The organism is Xanthomonas sp. AC360 (assembly GCF_979258225.1).
On the sequence record NZ_OZ409846.1, the window covers coordinates 295,679 to 314,915 of the forward strand.

A 19,237-nucleotide genomic window follows, 5' to 3' on the forward strand; every position below is an offset into this window, starting at 1 on the left:
CCCGATCCCTTAGAATCGCACTATGTCCGAGTCCGCCAACGTCGCCGTCCGCCCCTCCCTGCGCAACCCCAAGCATTGGCCCATGTACCTGGTCCTTGCGGTGATGGTGCTGGCCGGGCGCCTGCCCTGGACGCTGCAACGCGCAGTTGGCCGTGGCGTGGGCTGGATCGCGATGCGCGTGGCGGGCACGCGTCGGCGTGCTGCAGAGGTCAACCTCAAATTGTGCTTTCCCGAGCAGGACGATGCGTGGCGAGCGCGACTGCTGCGGGATAGTTTCGATGCGCTGGGCGTGGGCCTGTTCGAATTTGCGCGTGCGTGGTGGGGCAGCATCGACGCCATTCGCCCAGGCGTGCAGATCGAAGGACTGGAGCATCTGCAACAACTGCAGGAACAAAAGCGCGGCGTGCTGCTGGTGTCCGGCCACTTCATGACGCTGGAAATGTGCGGGCGGCTACTGTGCGACCACATACCGCTGGCCGGCATGTACCGCAAGCACCGAAACCCGGTGTTCGAATGGGCGGTCAAGCGCGGCCGCTTGCGCTATGCCACGCACATGTTCGCCAACGAGGATCTGCGCGCCACCATCAAGCACCTCAAGCGCGGCGGTTTCCTGTGGTACGCGCCGGACCAGGACATGCGCGGCAAGGACACCGTGTTCGTGCCGTTTTTCGGGCACCCGGCCTCCACCATCACGGCCACCCATCAGCTGGCACGGTTGACCGGTTGCGCGGTGGTGCCGTATTTCCATCGCCGCGAAGGCGGCCGCTACATCCTCAAGATTGCGCCGCCGCTGGCAGGGATTCCGTCGGAGGATGTGATCGCCGATACCACGCAGGTCAATGCGGCGATCGAGGACATGGTGCGCGAAGCGCCGGATCAATACCTGTGGATCCACCGCCGCTTCAAGCGTCAGCCGGGTGGGCGCAGCGCGTTCTATCAGTGAGCTGTCGCCGCAGGTGGCGCGCCGATGACGGCGGGTGGCGCGCAGGTCTCCCCTGCCCGACACCCGCCATTACGATGCCAGCTACTCAACCCAGCGGCGGCTGATCCGCGTCGTCGTTGAGCAACGCGCCGGCATACAACCCGGCCAGCATCAGACTCAAGCCACCCCAGAAGCTGGAATAGAACGCCAGATGGGTATTGAGCGGGAAGACGGTGGCCACTAACGCGATCATCGCCGGCCGCGCCTGCTCGCGCGCAGCCACACTGGAATAGCGCCACGCACGCCAGGCCTGCGCCGCACCGGCCAGCCATAGCAGCAAGCCGATCACACCGGTTTCGGCCAGAATTTCCAGCACGATCTGATGCGCGTGGAAGGCCGGGCCATCGCCCCAGGCCGGCGCCTGTGTAGGGGCCGGATTGCAGGCTGGATATGCCTGTCGAAACCCGCGCGCGCCCACCCCATTGAGTGGATGTGCGCGGATCATGCACAGCGCTGCGCCCCAGATCTGGCCGCGCCCGGACAAGGCCTGATCCACGCCCTGCTCGCCATTGCCAAATGCCAGGGTGGTGCGCTGGATGCGCTCGCGTGCCTGTGGTGCCACCGCCACAACGCCACCAGCCAGCAGCACGCCAGCCACCGCAACTGCCAGCAGGCGCCGGCCGCCCAACAGTTGCCAGCCGGACAGCAGCACGATCACGCCGTAGGTGATCCACGAGGCGCGCGACCCCGCCAACACCAGCACCACGCCGACCGCCGCCGCCGCGCCCGCCCAGGCCCAGACATTGCGCCGCCCCAGTGCCAGCAGCAGGAACGGCGACAGGCTGGCCAGGGTCTGCCCGAACTTGAGATTGCACGGCCCCAGCACGCCGCTGAGGCGGTCGGCCAGCGCCAGCTCCTGCGGCGTGCACAGTCCGTGGCCGCTGATCAGCTGCTTGAGTTGATCCAGCGCGAAGAACAAGGGGCTGCTGCCGATGGCAGCCTGCAATAGCGCGTCCAGCGTCCACACCCCGCCGATCACCGCCAGGCCGATGAAGGTGCGGCGTCGCCGCTGCGCATTGGCCACCGCCATCGCGCACAGCCACATGAAAGGCAGATAGCGCAGATCGGTGGCTGATTTACGCAACGCGCGACCGACATCCATCGCATCGAACGCGGACAGCATCTGCGGCAGCCAGTACGCAAAGAACAACACACTGGTCAGGGCCCAGGCCGCACCGCTGAGCAGGCGTGTGCCACCGCGAAAACGTGCGTGCAGCAAGCGATACGCCGCGAACAACGCGCCCAGCGACAGCACCGTTTCGGCCAAGCCGGGCGTAGGCCACAGCGCGACAAACAGGAGTACCCATAGCGGCGCCCAGCGCCCGGCATCGGGCGTCAATGCGGGCGCGCTTATTGGAGCGTCAGCGGCGGAGTTCGTCATAGACCTTCAAGGTGGCCGATTGCATGGCCTGCAACGTATAGGGGAGGACCGCCGGCGGTGTGGGCGGGTGCTGCAGAAGCTGCAGTGCCTGAGCGCGCAGTGCATCGGCATCGAAGGCCGGCACCGCACCGTCGGGCTGCAGCTCGGCAAGCAATTCGCCAACGCCGCCATGCTGCCAGCCCAGGACCGGCCGGCCCACCGACAAAGCCTCGACCACGGTACGGCCGAAGGCTTCGGGCTTGCGCGACAGCTGCAGCACCAGATCGCTGGCGGCATAGGCATCGGCAATGCGCGTGGTGGGCTCGGTGAAGGCGACCGCTTCGGCCACCCCCAACCGCGCTGCTTCGGCTTCCAGCTCGCGCACATACGCCTCGCGCCCGGGTTCGCGCGCACCCGGCAGCCACAGCCAGGCCGGCACGCCGGCAGCGCGCACATCGGCCAGCAGTTGCAGACCATCGGCATGGCCCTTCAAGCGCGTGCCGCGCCCCGGCAGCAGCAACAGCGGTGCGTCGGACGGCAGCCCAGGCAAGAGGGTCTGCGCCCAGCTGCGCGCGCGCCGATCCGGTCGCAAGCGGCGCGGAAACTGGGCGATGTCGACGCCACGCGGAATCGTGCGCAGATGCGCCGGATCGGTCTGCGGATAGTGCGTGCAGACATAGTCGCGCACGGTTTGCGAGACGCAGATGACGCGTTCGCCATAGGTCATGACCGCGCTGTAGCGGCTGGGCGAATTGAGCCCGTGCACGGTGGTGACGAAGCGCGGGCGCGTGGCTGCGGGCATCCCGCGCAGCGCGTACCAGCCCAACCAGGCCGGCAGCCGCGAACGCGCGTGCACGATGTCGGCACCGAGTTCGGCAAACAGACGACGCAGGCTGACCACGTGGCGCAGAGTCAGCAGCGACTTGCGGCCGATATCCAGGGTCAGGTGCTCACCGCCGGCTTCCAGCAACTGCGGGACCAGGCGCCCGCCAGCCGATACGACCACGGCGCGATGGCCGGCGCGCACTAGCGCGGCAGTGATTTCCAGGGTGGAGCGTTCCACGCCGCCGGACTGCAGCGCCGGCAGCAATTGCACCACGGTCAGGCGGTGCATGCAGCCAGGATCAGTCGGCGAGTACGAACAGCGAGCCGCAATACGGGCACTTGGCTTCGCCGTTGGGTTCGTCTTCGATCGGCAGATACACGCGCGGATGCGAGTTCCACAGCGCCATCTGCGGCGTCGGGCAGCTCAGCGGCAGGTCTGCCCGCTGCACGGTGTAACGCTTTTCGGCATTGGCGGGCGCGGTGGCGGTCTGGCTCATGGCGGTGCGATCGGTAAACGAAGACAGAGCCCGGATTCTAGCAGCCTGCCTGCATGCGCAGGGCCGCGCAGTTGCGGGCGTTTTGCTTGCGCATGCGATTGGCAGCCGGGAAGACGGGCGTGGCCCACATGAATGAGCGTGAGTTGCCGAGCCAGGGGCGGCATCGGGATCGTGGGGTTGGGAGCGCTAACAAAGCGCACCGGAGGGCGCCACCCGGGAACGGATGACCGAATCGTGCTGCCCAAAGGGCGCTGGCCGGTGCTGCGTATCAATGCACCTTGCTGCCGGACGCGCAGCGCGATTGATGGTCGCTCGCGTTGATGCAAGGCAGAACTGCTTGCCCACCACAGAGTCGTTACGCAGGTCTCGCCGTTGTCGGTAGCAACCGGAGCGGTCGAGATGTGCGGTGCCTTGCATGGTGAACGGTCATCGGTGAGCGCTCATCGAGGTGACTGCGCAAACGTCGATATGGAAGAGCGGCATTTGGATGACTCTCTCACCTCCCGCACGCCCAGCGGCGCAGCATCCAGCGCACAGCTCGCTTGCGTGCGCTCGGTGTTTTGTCCACGATCGGCCGGCACCCGAATCTGTGCGGATCGAACAGCACGCATCCCTCTCGGCCGCTGCCGGCATTGCAGCGCAGCGTCCATGCGACGCAACCGGGGCGGCGATGAACGCGCTGCTGCTGGTCCGCCCTCAAGGAGACACCACCACGTGAGTCTGTCGGTCGTTGTGCGGCGTTTGCCGTTGGTTGTTGCGTTGGCACTCGCATCTGCGCATGCAGGTGCGGCAGGCGGGTTTGCCAGTTCCTTCGATCAAGGGCAGCCCATGCCGCTCCAAGCGATGCCTGGCGATGTGCGGATCGCGGTCGGCAGCGGCCCTGCTGCGCCCTACGCGGCCAAGCCCAGCGCCGGCTACAGCGGCGCGCATGCGCTGCGTTACGACAGCAGCGGTACGGGAAGGCGCACCTTGTTTGCCACCGACATCGTGATCGACGCGCAGACCACCTTGTCGTGGATGGTGCTGCCGGAGAGCGTCGGCACCGATCATGTCGCCTCGACCTATGTATCGCTGGATCTGGTCTTTGACGATGGCACGCGGTTGTCGGCGAGCCAGGCGCACGACCAGCATGGCGTGGCGATAGGTGCGCGTGCGCAAGGACAGTCGAAGACCTTGTATCCGCAGCAGTGGGCGCGCAAGGAAGTGCGACTGGGCGAGGTGACCGGCCTGCGTGGGCGACGCGTGCGGGCGATCGAGCTGGAGCTCGCACCGCCCGCAGGCGCATCAGCGGCCGGCTGGATCGACGACATCGCGCTGGGCGATGTGCCGCTGCCGACGCCAGCACGCCCGTCGGACTGGGTATTGACCACGCGGGGTACGCAGTCCAACGGCACGTTTTCGCGCGGCAACAATTTCCCCGCCACGGCGGTGCCGCATGGATTCAACTTCTGGACGCCGGTGACCGATGCGGGAACGCTGACCTGGCTGTACCGCTGGAACGAGCAGAACGATGCCGACAACCGGCCACGCCTGCAGGCGCTGGCGCTGAGTCATCAACCCAGTCCGTGGATGGGCGACCGGCAGACCTTTCAAGTCATGCCCTCAGTCGGCGCGGGTGTGCCCGAAGCCGATCGCAGCAAGCGTGCGCTGGCGTTTTCGCATGCCAATGAAATAGCGCGCCCGTACCGCTACGCGGTGCAGTTCGACAATGGCCTGCACGCCGAGATCGCACCGACCGACCATGCGGCACTGTTCCGCTTTCGCTTCCCGGATCACGGCGATGCCAATCTGCTGTTCGACAATGTAGATGCGCGCGGCGGACTGCGTCTGGATGCCGCGACGCAGACCCTGTCCGGTTACACCGATGTGCGCAGCGGGCTGTCGACCGGTGCGACACGCATGTATGTGGTTGCGAGCTTCGATCGGCCGTGGACATCTAGCGGCCGCATCGATACCGGGCGACCCACCGGCTGGATCAAGTTCGATGCTGGTAAAGCGCGTCAGGTGCAGATGCGCATCGCCACCTCGTTGATCTCGCTGGAACAGGCCAGACACAACCTGGCGTTGGAAATCGCACCGCAAGCATCCTTCGAGCAGATCGCCGCGCAAGCGCAGGATGCGTGGGACGCATTACTGGGGCGGTTCGATGTGCCCGATGCGACTGCCGACCAGAAAACCACGCTGTATTCCAATCTCTATCGGCTGCATCTGTACCCGAACTCCGCGCATGAAAACGCAGGGAATGCAGACGCACCCGACTGGCGTTACGCAAGCCAGAACAGCTGGTTGGACGACAACATCGACGGCAGCGCGGTGCGCAGTTTTGCACCGATCCGCGATGGCCGGGTCTACGTCAACAATGGGTTGTGGGACACCTTTCGCACCGCGTGGCCGGCCTATGCGCTGTTTGCGCCCGACGCTGCCGGAACCTTTGTGCAAGGCTTTATCGAGCAAGCGCGTGCGGGGGGATGGATTGCGCGTTGGTCTTCGCCCGGCTACGCCGACCTGATGGTCGGTACCAGTTCGGATGTGGCGTTTGCCGATGCCTGGCTCAAGGGCGTGCAAGGCTTCGACCCGGCCGAGGCGTACACCGCTGCGCTCAAGAACGCCACCGTGGTGGCGCCGGATCGTCACGTAGGCCGCAAAGGCATGGCGCGTTCAACCTTCCGCGGCTACGCCGATACCGATACGCACGAAGGCATGTCGTGGTCGATGGAAGGCGCGCTCAACGACTTCGGCATCGCCAACATGGCCGATGGATTAGCCAGGCAGGCGACCAACGCGAACGTGCGCGAGCGCTATGCGACCGAGGCGATGTATTTCCGCCAGCGTGCGGCCGGGTATTCGGCACTATTCGATCCGGCAATCGGTTTTTTTCAGGGGCGAAACGCGGAGGGGCGCTGGCGGGTGGATGCGGCGCACTACGACCCGCGCGTGTGGGGCAATGACTACACCGAATCCAGCGGCTGGACGTTCGCGTTCACCGCGCCGCACGATGGCGAAGGGTTGGCCTCGCTCTACGGCGGGCGCGCCGCATTGGCGGCAAAACTGGATACTTTCTTTGCCACACCGGAAACCGCCGAGGCAAAATTTGCCGGCTCTTACGGAGACACCATCCACGAAATGACCGAGGCGCGCGACGTGCGCCTGGGCATGTATGCGCACAGCAACCAGACCGCGCACCATATTCCGTGGATGTATCTGTTCGCTGGCCAGCCGTGGAAAACCCAGCAACTGACGCGCGAGATCCTGTCGCGCCTGTATCTGGGGAGCGAGATCGGCCAGGGCTATGCCGGCGATGAAGACAACGGCGAGATGTCGGCGTGGTATCTGTTCGCAGCGCTGGGGCTGTATCCGTTGCGCATGGGCACGCCGGAGTATGTGATCGGCTCGCCGCTGTTCAAGCATGCAAAGGTGCGCTTGCCCGATGGCGGTACGCTTGTGGTCAATGCGCCGCAGAACTCGCCGCAAAATGTGTACGTGCAATCGCTCAAGCTCAACGGCAAGCCGTGGCACAAGACCTGGTTGGCGCATGCGGACATCGCCAAGGGCGCGACGCTGGAGTTTGTGATGGGCCCCACGCCATCGCGCTGGGGGAGCGGACCGAAGGATGTGCCGCCATCGTTGACGCCGGCCGGGCAGCGCCCTGCCCCGTTGCACGATCTGCTGGGTGCTACCGCGCGCATTGTGATGGACGATGGCCGCGATATCGCGGCGCTGCATGATGACGATGCAGGCACGGTCGGTGCGCTATCGGCCGTGTCGACGTTGACGCTGAGTGGACTCGAACCTGGCAAGGCGACGCTGTACACCTTGACCAATGGCAGTGCGGCGATTGCTGCAGCTGGCTGGACGTTGGAAGCGCGCAATGCAGGTGGTGCGTGGCGGGTGGTCGATCAACGCAGCGACGAGCGTTTTCAGTGGCCGTTGCAGACGCGCCCGTTTCGGATTGCGACGCCTGGCGCGTATGCGGAGTATCGGCTGCGGCTGACGATGCCTGCGCGCGCGCAGTTGGCCGAAATCGAGCTATTGGGTGCTGTTTCGGATGCGCGTTGAGAAGGGGATGACTGCTGGCGTGATCGCTTTTGAGTGACGAAGGAACGCGAGGCGTTGTCGCTTGCGTCGTTGATCAGCGTTTCAGTGGGTGGCAACGCTGATTCGCTGCTGAGGGTGGATCGTGCCCTCACCCCAACCCCTCTCCCGAGGGGAGAGGGGCTTTCAGGCAGTGACTGCGCACTGGGTGTTGCGCTGCTCGATGTCTTGTAGCAACAAGGTTCTCGACAGGTTTCCGTCGTTGCCCTGTCGACCGAGCGCTTGCCACTTCGGATCAACTGCTCCTTGTAGGCTGACTGCTGGCACTTCAGATCAACTGTTGCTTGTCAGCTGACTGCTGCCACATCAGATCAACTGTTGCTTGTCAGCTGACTGCTGCCACATCAGATCAACTGCTCCTTGTCGGCTGACTGCTGCCACTTCGGATCAACTGCTACTTGTCGGCTGACTGTTGGCACGTCGCTCAGCCATTGCCTCGCCGGCTGATTGCTAGCACGTCGATAACCGTCGCCTTGCGGCCGACTGCTGGCACTCGATCAACCATTGCCCCGTTGATCGAATGCTTGCCAGCACAACCCAGCCGTTACCGCATCAACTCAAGCGTTGCCCTTTTCAGCCGCCGCTTTTTCCGCATCGCGTTGCCTGCGGATCTGCGCATCTACCGCGGCGATCGCGGTCATGTTCATCACCCGGCGCGAGGTGGCGCTGGTGGTGAGGATGTGCACCGGCTTGGAGATGCCCATCAGGATCGGGCCGATCGCCACGCCGTCGGTGAACACGCGCACCAGGTTGTAGGCGATGTTGGCCGCTTCCAGATTCGGCAGCACGAACAGGTTGGCGCGGCCCTTCAAGGTGCTGTTGGGCATGATCTGCTTGCGCAGCGCTTCGTCCCAGGCGGTGTCGCCCTGCATTTCGCCGTCGATGTTGAGCTCGGGCTTGCGCTTGAGCAGCGCTTCGCGCACCTGGCGCATCTTCAGCGCGTCGCGTGAGTCGTGGCTGCCGAAGTTGGAGTGCGACAGCAGCGCGATGTTGGGTTCGATACCGAACAACTTGAGGCGATAGGCGGCCTGCAGGGTGGCTTCGACCACCTGTTCGACAGTGGGGTCTTCCTGCACATGCGTGTCCAGGAAGAAGAACACGCCCAGCTGGTTGATCACCCCGGTCATCGCCGAGGTGGAACTCACGCGCGGCTCCAGCGGGATCACGCTGCGGGCGTAGCCCAGCTTCTTGTGGAAGCGCCCCACCACGCCGGACAGCATCGCATCGGCTTCGCCGCGCGCCACCATCACCGCGGCGATCAGGGTCGGGCGCGAGCGCATCAGCTCCTTGGCGGCAGTGACGGTGACGCCGCGACGCTCGGTGAGCGCGTGGTAGTACTGCCAGTATTCGTTGAAGCGGGGGTCGTCGAGAATATTGGTGATCTCGAAGTCCACGCCGGCGGTCAGGCGCAGGCCCATGCGTTCGATACGCGCTTCGATCACGTCCGGGCGGCCGATCAGGATCGGGAAGGCCAGGCCTTCGTCGACCACGTTCTGCACCGCGCGCAGCACCACTTCTTCTTCGCCTTCGGCATACACCACACGCTGCTTGTCGGCACGCGCGCGGTCGTAGACCGGCTTCATCATCAGGCTGGTGCGGTAGACGAACTGGCTGAGCTTGTCGCGATAGGCCTCCATGTCGGCGATCGGGCGCGTGGCCACGCCCGAGTCCATCGCCGCCTGCGCAACCGCCGACGACAGCTCCACCAGCAGACGTGGGTCCAGCGGACGCGGGATCAGATACTCGGGGCCAAAGCTCGGGGTCTCGCCGCCATAGGCCGCGCCCAGGTCGGAGGCCTCGCGCCGCGCCATCGCCGCAATCGCCTTGACGCAGGCGATCTTCATCTCTTCGTTGATGCCGGTGGCACCCACGTCCAGCGCGCCGCGGAACAGATACGGGAAGCACAGCACGTTGTTGATCTGGTTCGGATAGTCCGAGCGGCCGGTACCAATGATGCAATCCGGACGCACTGCCTTGGCCGCTTCCGGGGTGATCTCCGGGTTGGGATTGGCCAGCGCGAAGATCACCGGCTGGCGCGCCATCGTGGCGACCATTTCCGGCTTGAGGATGCCGGCCGCCGACAGGCCCAGGAAGATATCCGCACCTTCGACGATCTCGGCCAGCGTGCGCTTGTCGGTGTCGCGTGCGTAGCGCTGCTTGTCCGGATCCAGATCGGTGCGGCCGGTGTGGATCACGCCGTCGCGATCCAGCGCCAGGATGTTCTCCGGCTTCAGGCCCAGCGAGACCAGCATGTTGACGCAGGAAATACCGGCGGCGCCCATGCCGGTGGTGGCCAGCTTGACCTCTTCGATCTTCTTGCCGGTGACCACCAGCGCGTTGAGCACCGCGGCGCCGACGATGATCGCAGTGCCGTGCTGATCGTCATGGAACACCGGGATGTTCATGCGCTCGCGTAGCTTGCGCTCGACGATGAAGCATTCCGGCGCCTTGATGTCTTCCAGATTGATGCCGCCGAAGGTCGGCTCCAGGCTGGCGATGATATCCACCAGCTTATCCGGGTCGTTCTCGTTGATTTCGATGTCGAACACATCGATGCCGGCGAACTTCTGGAACAGCACGCCCTTGCCTTCCATCACCGGCTTGGACGCCAGCGGGCCGATGTTGCCCAGGCCCAGCACGGCGGTGCCGTTGGTGATGACCGCCACCAAGTTGCCGCGCGCGGTGAGCTCGCTGGCCTGGGTGGGTTCTTCGACGATCGCCTCGCAGGCGAAGGCCACGCCCGGCGAATACGCCAGCGACAAATCGCGCTGGGTCAGCATCGGCTTGGTCGCGGTGACCTTGATCTTGCCGGCCGGCTGCTGGCGGTGATAGTCGAGGGCGGCCTGTTTGAAGTCGTCGTTGGACATCGGCTGTGTGAGTCTCGAAGGCGCAGGAGGGCTGAATTCTACCCTCCTGCCTGAACAAGGGCCTGTCGCGCAGCTGTCAGCGCGGCAGGGAGATTGCATGCTGCGGCGCGTCGTGCGCTGCAGCCGGTGCTAGCTGGAACCGAAAACGGCCCTGCACCCCGCCGGATACGCCGACGGAGAACAGGGCCGTAGGAAGCATCAGCGCGCGCTGATCGGGGCGACGCCGCCGGCCGAGGCCACCGGCGCCTGCAACGGCGGCTCGCCGCCATCCAGCACCAGCTTGAGCTGGTCGCGGTCCAGCGCGTTTTCCCAGCGCGACACCACCACCGTGGCCACCGCGTTACCGATGAAGTTGGTCAGCGAGCGGCACTCGCTCATGAAGCGGTCCACGCCCAGGATCAGCGCCATGCCGGCCACCGGCACGTCCGGCACCACCGACAGCGTGGCCGCCAGGGTGATGAAGCCGGCACCGGTCACGCCAGCCGCGCCCTTGGAGCTGAGCATCGCCACCGCCAGCAAGGTGATCTGCTGGCCCAGGGTCAGGTCCACGTTGGTGGCCTGGGCGATGAACAGCGCCGCCAGGGTCATGTAGATATTGGTGCCGTCCAGGTTGAACGAATAGCCGGTCGGCACGACCAGGCCCACCACCGACTTCTCGCAGCCGGCCTTTTCCATCTTTTCCATCAGCGACGGCAGCGCCGACTCCGACGAGGAGGTGCCCAGCACCAGCAGCAACTCGGCCTTGAGGTAGCGGATCAGCTTGAGCACGGAGAAGCCGCATAGACGGCAGACGATCCCCAGGATCACCAGCACGAAGAACAGCGAGGTCAGGTAAAACGAGCCCACCAGCCAGGCCAGATTGACCAGCGATTCCACACCGTACTTGCCGATGGTGAAGGCGATCGCACCAAACGCACCGATCGGCGCGGCCTTCATCAGCATGTGCACCAGGCGAAACACCGGGGCGGTCAACGCTTCCAGGAAGCTCAGCACCGGGCGGCCACGTTCGCCCACCAGCGCCAGCGCGATACCGAACAGCACCGCCACGAACAGCACCTGCAGGATGTTGCCATCGACGAACGCGCTGATCAGCGTGGCCGGGATGATGTCCATCAGGAAGCCGACCAGGCTCAGCTCGTGCGATTTCTGCACGTAGGTGTTGACCGCACTCTGGTCCAGCTCGGCCGGGTTGATGTTCATGCCGGCGCCCGGCTGCACCACGTGCGCGACGATCATGCCGACGATCAGCGCCAGCGTGGAGAAGAACAGGAAGTAGGTCATCGACTTGGCGAAGACCCGGCCCACCGTCTTGAGGTGGGTCATGCCGGCGATGCCGGTAACGATGGTCAGAAAGATCACCGGGGCGATGATCATCTTCACCAGCTTGATGAAAGCGTCGCCCAGCGGCTTGAGGCTTTCGGCGAAGGCCGGCTCGAAGTGGCCCAACAGGGCGCCGAGGACGATCGCCACCACCACCTGGAAATACAGCTGGCGGTAGAAGGGCACGGACGCCGGCACCGGGCCGGCAGGCTTGCTGATGTGCATGACACCACTCCGAAGGAACTGGAGGGTGCCTGAGCAGGCACCCGGTGCAGGCATTCTGGGCGCACGTCACAGGCAGGGCCGATAACCCATTGGTACTACGCACTGTCGGCGGGCTGAACGTCGCCTTACACTTCAGCCGCGCCGCCGCCGGCCGTTAATTCCATTTAACGCAGACACCGACGTTTCTGTGCAGTCGCCGCCCGGACCTGCGCGCTTGCTGAAGCTGTTCACCGCGATCGCCATGGCAGGACGCCCGACCCCTTTCATTGCCGAAGACCATTCCATATGCGCCTCAATCTGCTTGTTCTGGCGTTGGCTATCGCCATCGTCCCCGCCGCTGCCAATGCAGCCACCTCGATCGAAAACTGGCCGACCAAGTACACCTTCGGTGATGGCACCGAGCTGGGTCTGACCGGCAACTACGCCTACGACGACAACAACTTCTCCGGCGACGATCGCCTGGAAGACCGCAACGATTTCCGCCGCAAGGAATTCGGCGCCACCATCAAGAAGAAGGGCGTCTACGACGCCATGGTGTATTTCGACTTCGAAGCCAAGCTGTGGCTGGACGTGTTCTTCCGCGTCGAGACCAAGGCGCTGCTGGGCCAGGATTACGGCCGCGTGCGCCTGGGCTACATGAAGGTGCCGGTGGGTCTGGAAGCGGTGCAGAGCTCGCGCGCGGGCAGCTTCATGGAACTGGGCCTGCCGGTGCAGGCAGTGTTCCAGGGCCGCCGGACCGGCGTGGAATGGACCCTGGAGCGTCCGCAGTACCTGTTGCAGGCCGGCGCGTACGGCGGCAAGGATCTGCAGGGCGACAATCCCGGCACCACCCAGGCCGTGCATGCGGCATGGACCCCGTTCAAGGCCGAAGGCGACGTGCTGCACCTGGGCATCGCCGGCTCGGTCGAAAACCCGCGCGGTTTCAGCGATGGCCGCGGCGTGTCCTTCAGCCCGCGTGTGCGCCTGCGTGCCCGCCCGGAAGCCGGCCTGACCGATGTGCGCCTGATCGACACCGGCACCATCCTTAATGTGGACCACGTGATCCGCACCGGCGTGGAAGCGGTCTGGATCCATGGCCCGTTCTCGCTGCAGAGCGAAGCCCTGCGTGCCGAAGTGGCGCGTAATGCCGGCCAGCCGCACTTCATCGCCCAGGGCCAGTACGTCTACGGCACCTGGTCGCTGACCGGCGAGTCGCGCAGCTATGCCGGCGGCGTGCCGGGCAACATCAAGCCCGCACACGACTACGGCGCGGTCGAACTGACTGCCCGCTATAGCCGCCTGAATCTGGAAGACAACAACATCCACGGCGGCCGTCAGCACGACACCACGATCGGCGCCAACTGGTACCTCACCAGCCACTTCAAGTTCCAGGCCAACTACAGCTGGGTGGATTCCTCGCGCAATGGCGTGCATGAAACCCCGCACGTGATGGAGCTGCGCGCACAGGTGCAGTTCTAAGCATCGCTGACGCAACCCAGCGCGCGGGCAATGTACTGCCGCGCACTGGTGTGATTCACGCGCTGCTGTCGTCTTAGACGGCAGCCAATGTTCCGATACGGCCGCACCCTGTCACGGGTGCGGCCGTTGTCGTTTTGGCGCGCTTGTCTGTCGCGCGATCAGGCGATGGCTGCGCGTGCGGGAGCGGAACGCCATACTTGCCGCATGTATGTCTCGCATCGCCGCCGTCTGCTGCTCACCCTGGTCATCGTGCTGGGCGGAATGGTCGTGGCCATGCTGGCGGCCAGGCACTTTGTCGAACAGAACGCGCTGCGCGAGGAAAGCGCCACCGTGCGCCGGCAGCTGCGTCTGTATGCGCAAGCGCTGCAACAACGCATCGACCGCTATCGCACGCTGCCGCAGATTCTGGCGCTGGACCCGGAGCTGCGCGCGGCGGTCTCCGGCCCGCTGTCGCCCGCGCAGGTGCAGCAGCTCAATCGCAAACTCGAACGTGCCAACAACGTCACCCAGTCGTCCACGCTGACGCTGATCGACCGCAGCGGCATTGCGCTGGCGGCCAGCAACTGGCGCGCGGTGCGCAGCAATGTCGGTGTGGATTACGCCTTCCGCCCGTATTACCAGCAGGCGCTGGCCACCGGCAGCGGCAGTTTTTACGGCATCGGCATGACCACCAGCGAGCCAGGCTATTTCCTGTCGCAGGCCATCGTCGATGCTGCCGGCCAGGTGCAGGGCGTGGTGGTGATCAAGATTGCGTTGGCCGCACTGGAGCGCGAATGGCTGCAGACGCCGGACATCGTGCTGGCCTCCGATGCGCATGGCGTGGTGTTTCTGGCCAGCCGCGCCAGCTGGCGCTACCGCATGCTGGCGCCGCTCACCCCGCGCGACCGCACCGAACTGCAGACCACCCGCCAATACGCCAATCAAGGGCTGCTGCCGCTACGTCGGCGCTTGATCGAGCAGACCGGCAACGGTGGCGTTCTGGCCGAGGTGCGCGACCCGCCACTCGGCGCGCCAGTGCTGTGGCAAACGCTGGAAGTCCCGGACAGCGGCTGGCGCCTGCATCTGCTGCACGACACCCGCGCCAGCGCCGCCGCCGGGCGCGCCGCAGCCATCGCCGCTGCGGGTGCCTGGCTGGCATTGGCGTTGTTGTGGTTATTCGTGCAACAACGCCGGCGGCTGTCGGCACTGCGTCAGCGCAGCCGGCATGAGCTGGAAACCCTGCTGCAACAACATGCAGAAGAACTGCGCACCGCCCAGGACGGCGTGGTCACCGCCGCGCAGCAGTCCAACGCCGGTCTGAGCCGCAGCCTGGAACATCTGCCGCAAGGCGTGGTGGTGATCGACGAGGCGCTCAATCTGGTGGCGTGGAATTCGCGCTATGTGGAGCTGTTCCGCTTCCCGCCGGAGTTGCTCAAGATCGGCCGCCCGATCGAAGACCTGTTCCGCTTCAATGCCCGCCGTGGGCTGCTGGGGCCGGGGCCGATCGAGGCGGCGATCGAGCGACGGCTCAATCACCTGCGCAGCGGCAAGCCGCACATGCGCGAAAGCGAGAAAGAAGACGGCACGGTGCTGGAAATCCGCGGCAATCCGCTGCCCGATGGCGGGTTTGTCACCAGCTACGCCGACATCACCAGCTACAAGAACGCCGCCCGCGAACTGCGCTCGCTGGCCGATGCACTGGAACATCGCGTGGCCGAGCGCACCCGCGATCTGGCCGCCGCCAAACGCGAGGCCGAAAGCGCCAATCGCTACAAGACCCGCTTTGTCGCCTCGGCGGTGCATGACCTGCTGCAGCCGCTCAATGCCGCGCGCATGTTCGTGTCGGTGTTGCGCGGGCAGGTGCGCGAGCCCGGCAGTGCGCGCGTGGTCGACAACATCGACGGCGCACTCGCTGCGCAGGACGCCATCCTCAACAGCCTGCTCGACATCTCGCGCCTAGAAGCCGGCAGCCTGAAGACGCAGGTCCGCGACTTCGCACTGGCTCCCTTGCTGGAAACGCTGGCGCGCGAGTTCGGCATCCTGGCCGAAGACCGCGGCTTGGTGCTGGAGTGGGTGCCGACATCGGTGGTGGTGTTGAGCGACGCAACCCTGCTGCGCCGCATCCTGCAGAATTTTCTGTCCAACGCGATCCGCTACACGCCGCGCGGGCGCGTGCTGATCGGCTGCCGTCGGCGCGGTGGCTGGCTGCGCATCGAAGTGCATGACCAGGGACCCGGCATTCCGGATGCCTTGCAGCACGAAATCTTCGAAGAATTCCGCCGTCTGGACGATGGCGTGGCCAACGACCGCGGCGCCGGGCTGGGGCTGGCGATTGTCGAACGGATCGGCCGCCTGCTGGGCCACCGCATCGGCCTGCATTCAACGCTTGGCAGCGGCAGCGTGTTTTCGGTCACCGTGCCGATCGGCGAACGCGCCGCCATCGCCACGCAGTTGCCGCCGCCCACCGCCGAACACGGCAACGACCCCATCCTGCACGGTTGCCGGGTGTGGTGCGTGGACGACGACCCGCGTGTCTGCGAGGCCACCCGCGCCCTGCTGGAACGCTGGGAATGCCGCGTGGATTTTTCCGGCGGCCCGGACGAAGCACTGGCCCATGCAAGCGCCGACGAAGCACCGGAATTGCTGCTGCTGGATGTACGCATGGGCACGCACTATGGCCCGATGCTGCTGCCGCAATTGGTGAGCCGCTGGCAGCGCGAGCCGCGCATCATTTTGGTCACCGCCGAGCCCGACCCGGCCCTGCGCGAACACGCACAGGAATTGGGCTGGGGCTTTCTGTCCAAGCCGGTCCGCCCGCCTGCGCTGCGCGCGCTGATGACGCAGATGCTGCTGCGGCGCGGGTGATTCGGTGGCGGCTTCGTGCGTCGGTAAAGGCGCCAGCAGCTGACCCATCGCGTTGTCGAGGCCGGCGTGTTCGCACGGAGAGCGCTGCGCGCGCGCGCGTGATCGTGCGGAATCCATCGCGCGCGTGTTCAACCCATCTTTGGTACGTCACTCTCTGATGCAGGCAGCCGCATGCGTGGACATACAAGAGGCCTGGACATGCGCGATGCCTGCACTGCTATCGCCTCGCTCCGGCACCGCAGCAGTGCTGCCGACGCACGCGCATGCGCGCATCGCTTTGGACTGACGCGCCGAACACCAAGGCTCACGCCTGCTAGACTATCGATAATGATTCCCATTTGACTATCGTCTTTTTTGCGTCGCCGCGCATCTACTGCATCGATGCCGAGCGCGCGTTGGAGTGCTTTGCCCCATGAAATCTCCCCTCTCCGGATCGGCCGGCGTGCCGCTCGTTGCGACCCTCTGCCTGCTCGCGTCTGCCAGCGCATCCGCACAATCGGATGTCACCGATACCCTGGATACGGTGGTGGTGGCCGCCTCGCGCTCTAGCATGACCGTGGCCGAATCGCCGCAAACGGTGTTGATCATCGACAAGGCGCAGATCCAGCAGCAGCTGACCATCTCCAGCAACTCGTCCGACGTGCTCGCCAACTTGATTCCGTCGTACACGCCCAGCCGCGGCAAGATGAACGGTAGCGGCGAAACCTTGCGCGGGCGCACACCGTTGATCCTGATCGACGGCGTGCCGCAGTCCAATCCGATCCGCCCCACCGGGCGCGAGGCGCACACCATCGACTACGCGATGGTCGAGCGGATCGAGGTGATCCAGGGCGCCAACGCCATCAACGGGCTGGGCGCCACCGGCGGCACCATCAACATCATCACCCGGCGTCCGCAAGACGGTGAGCTCAATCAGCACGTCGACGTGCAGGCCACCGCACCCACCTCCCAAGTGCGTGCAGAAACCGCCAGCGTCGAGACCCGCTACCGCGTGGACGGCCGCACCGACAAGCTCGATTACCTGTTCTCGGCCAGCTACAGCGATCAAGGCCTGTATGTGGACGGACAAGGCCGGCCGATCGGTGCCGACAACACCCAGGGCGACCTGATGACCTCCAAGAGCTACGACGTGCTGGCCAAGCTCGGTTACGCACTCACCGATGCGCAGCGCCTGAGCGTCAGTGTCAACCGCTACCGCATCAAGAACGACAACGACTACATCGGCATCGCCGGCAACCGCGCGCAAGGCCTTCCCACCACCTCGGTGCGCGGTACGCCGCAGGGCACCGCGCCATGGAACGACGTGCTGACCTCCAGCCTGTCCTACACCGATGACGATCTGGCCGGCATGCAGCTGAGCGCGATGGTGTTCAACCAGGAATTCGAAGGGCTGTTCGGCGCGGATAATTCGTCCACGTTTCAGGACCCGCGTATCGCACCGGTCGGTACGCTGTACGACCAATCGCGGTCAGTGGCCTCCAAGTGGGGCAGCAAGGTCAGCCTGACCAAGGACGATCTGTTCGACAGCCGGCTCAAGCTCACCGGCGGCATCGACCTGCTCGCCGACACCGGCAAGCAGGATCTCTACGGCACCGGACGCACCTACGTGCCCGAGTCGGACTACCGCAACCTGTCGCTGTTCGTGCAGGGCGAATACAAGCTGCTGCCCACGCTCACCTTGCACGCCGGCGTGCGCCGCGAAGAAGCCGAGTTAAAGATCGACAGCTACCAGAGCTTGTGGCGCTACAACCGTGTCGATGTCGAAGGCGGCACGCTCGACTTCAACCAAACCCTCTACAACACGGGGCTGGTCTACACACCAGTCGAAGGCGTGAGTTTCTTCACCAGCTATTCCGAAGGCTTCGGCATGCCGGATGTGGGCCGGGTGCTGCGCGCAATCAATACGCCGGGCACGCGTGTAGCCAACCTGAGCACGCTGGAGCCGATACTGACCAAGAGCGTGGAAGCCGGCACCCGCCTCACGCGTGGCGCGTTCGATGCGGATCTGAGCTACTTCCAGTCCAATTCGGATCTGGGCACGCGCGTAGTGCCGATCAACGGCGCTTTCATGATGAGCCGCGAGAAGACCCGCGTGCAGGGCGTGGACGCCAGCCTGGGCTATCGCCTGGATGCCGCACATCGCCTGCGCCTGTCCTACGCGTACACGCGCGGCCGCTACGACAGCGACAACGATGGCCAGCTGGATGCGCGCCTGGACGGGCTCAACGTGGCGCCCAATCGCGTGATCGCTTCATGGTCGGCGCAGTGGACGCCGAAGCTGTCATCATTCGTGCAGGCCCAGCATGCCTTCAGCCAATCCTTCGACGAAGCGGACAAGCGCTTCAGCGGCTACACGCTGGTGGATGCGACGTTCAACTACGCGCTGCCGCGTGGTGCGCTGCGCATGGGTGTGTCCAACCTGTTCGACAAGCAGTACATCACCTACTACTCGCAATCGGCGCTGGTCGAGCCGCTGCGCTATTTCGCCGGCCGCGGCCGCACGCTGACGCTGGGGTATTCGCTGGATTTCTGATGGCGTCGCGTAATTGTCAGCAGCTTGCGCACGGTACGCCTGCGCAAGCGTGCTGCTGCGCGCGGATGCCGCCATAGAGCCTGCTCAGATACACGTGCGGCGTGTCACGTGGAGGTGGGCGGGCAAAGCACTATCGCTCAGCAACCGACGTGTCTACATCGTTCAATCCGCGTACGGCGATAGCGATAGCGATGTTGAGTCGTGACGTCGTTTAGATGCAGCCACGTCGGTCGA

The 19,237-nt window shown here is 65.2% G+C and carries 10 protein-coding genes; 5 read left to right on the forward strand and 5 right to left on the reverse strand.

The window, feature by feature from the left end:
- Nucleotides 1–22: 22 nt before the first annotated feature.
- The gene (locus tag ACZZ0O_RS01200; RefSeq protein WP_463591995.1) at nucleotides 23–943 is read left to right on the forward strand and encodes an LpxL/LpxP family Kdo(2)-lipid IV(A) lauroyl/palmitoleoyl acyltransferase; all 921 of its coding nucleotides are present in this window, start codon (nucleotides 23–25) and stop codon (nucleotides 941–943) included.
- A gap of 85 nt (nucleotides 944–1,028) precedes the next feature.
- Here ACZZ0O_RS01200 and ACZZ0O_RS01205 read toward each other — a convergent pair whose 3' ends face one another.
- From ACZZ0O_RS01205 to ACZZ0O_RS01215, 3 genes are read right to left on the reverse strand one after another with little or no spacing between them, the layout of a single operon-like run.
- The gene (locus ACZZ0O_RS01205; protein WP_463591996.1) at nucleotides 1,029–2,363 is read right to left on the reverse strand and encodes an O-antigen ligase family protein; all 1,335 of its coding nucleotides are present in this window, start codon (nucleotides 2,361–2,363) and stop codon (nucleotides 1,029–1,031) included.
- A complete protein-coding gene (locus tag ACZZ0O_RS01210) occupies nucleotides 2,344–3,456 on the reverse strand; it encodes a glycosyltransferase (RefSeq protein WP_463591997.1) in 1,113 nt (370 codons plus the stop codon). The genes ACZZ0O_RS01205 and ACZZ0O_RS01210 overlap by 20 nt, the downstream gene beginning before the upstream one ends.
- A 10-nt stretch (nucleotides 3,457–3,466) precedes the next feature.
- Nucleotides 3,467–3,664 carry a zinc-finger domain-containing protein gene (locus ACZZ0O_RS01215; RefSeq protein WP_055848389.1) on the reverse strand — a complete coding sequence of 66 codons (198 nt, stop codon included), beginning with the start codon at nucleotides 3,662–3,664 and terminating at the stop codon, nucleotides 3,467–3,469.
- A gap of 714 nt (nucleotides 3,665–4,378) precedes the next feature.
- Here ACZZ0O_RS01215 and ACZZ0O_RS01220 point away from each other — a divergent pair.
- Nucleotides 4,379–7,720, forward strand: a complete 3,342-nt coding sequence (locus tag ACZZ0O_RS01220; RefSeq protein WP_463591998.1) for a GH92 family glycosyl hydrolase — start codon at nucleotides 4,379–4,381, stop codon at nucleotides 7,718–7,720.
- A gap of 593 nt (nucleotides 7,721–8,313) precedes the next feature.
- Here ACZZ0O_RS01220 and ACZZ0O_RS01225 read toward each other — a convergent pair.
- Together ACZZ0O_RS01225 and ACZZ0O_RS01230 are read right to left on the reverse strand one after the other, a co-directional pair.
- Complete coding sequence (locus tag ACZZ0O_RS01225) at nucleotides 8,314–10,623, reverse strand: NADP-dependent malic enzyme (RefSeq protein ID WP_055848385.1); 2,310 nt, start codon at nucleotides 10,621–10,623, stop codon at nucleotides 8,314–8,316.
- Nucleotides 10,624–10,821: 198 nt separating this feature from the next.
- Nucleotides 10,822–12,168, reverse strand: a complete 1,347-nt coding sequence (locus tag ACZZ0O_RS01230) for a dicarboxylate/amino acid:cation symporter (RefSeq protein ID WP_463591999.1) — start codon at nucleotides 12,166–12,168, stop codon at nucleotides 10,822–10,824.
- A gap of 285 nt (nucleotides 12,169–12,453) precedes the next feature.
- On the opposite strand from ACZZ0O_RS01230, the gene ACZZ0O_RS01235 reads away from it, so the two are divergent.
- From ACZZ0O_RS01235 to ACZZ0O_RS01245, 3 genes are all read left to right on the forward strand, one after another.
- On the forward strand, nucleotides 12,454–13,626 hold the full coding sequence (locus ACZZ0O_RS01235) for an OprO/OprP family phosphate-selective porin (protein WP_463592000.1): 1,173 nt from the start codon (nucleotides 12,454–12,456) through the stop codon (nucleotides 13,624–13,626).
- Nucleotides 13,627–13,830: 204 nt separating this feature from the next.
- The gene (locus tag ACZZ0O_RS01240; protein WP_323522191.1) at nucleotides 13,831–16,470 is read left to right on the forward strand and encodes a hybrid sensor histidine kinase/response regulator; all 2,640 of its coding nucleotides are present in this window, start codon (nucleotides 13,831–13,833) and stop codon (nucleotides 16,468–16,470) included.
- A gap of 412 nt (nucleotides 16,471–16,882) precedes the next feature.
- A complete protein-coding gene (locus tag ACZZ0O_RS01245) occupies nucleotides 16,883–19,003 on the forward strand; it encodes a TonB-dependent receptor (RefSeq protein WP_463592001.1) in 2,121 nt (706 codons plus the stop codon).
- The last annotated feature ends 234 nt before the right edge of the window (nucleotides 19,004–19,237 follow it).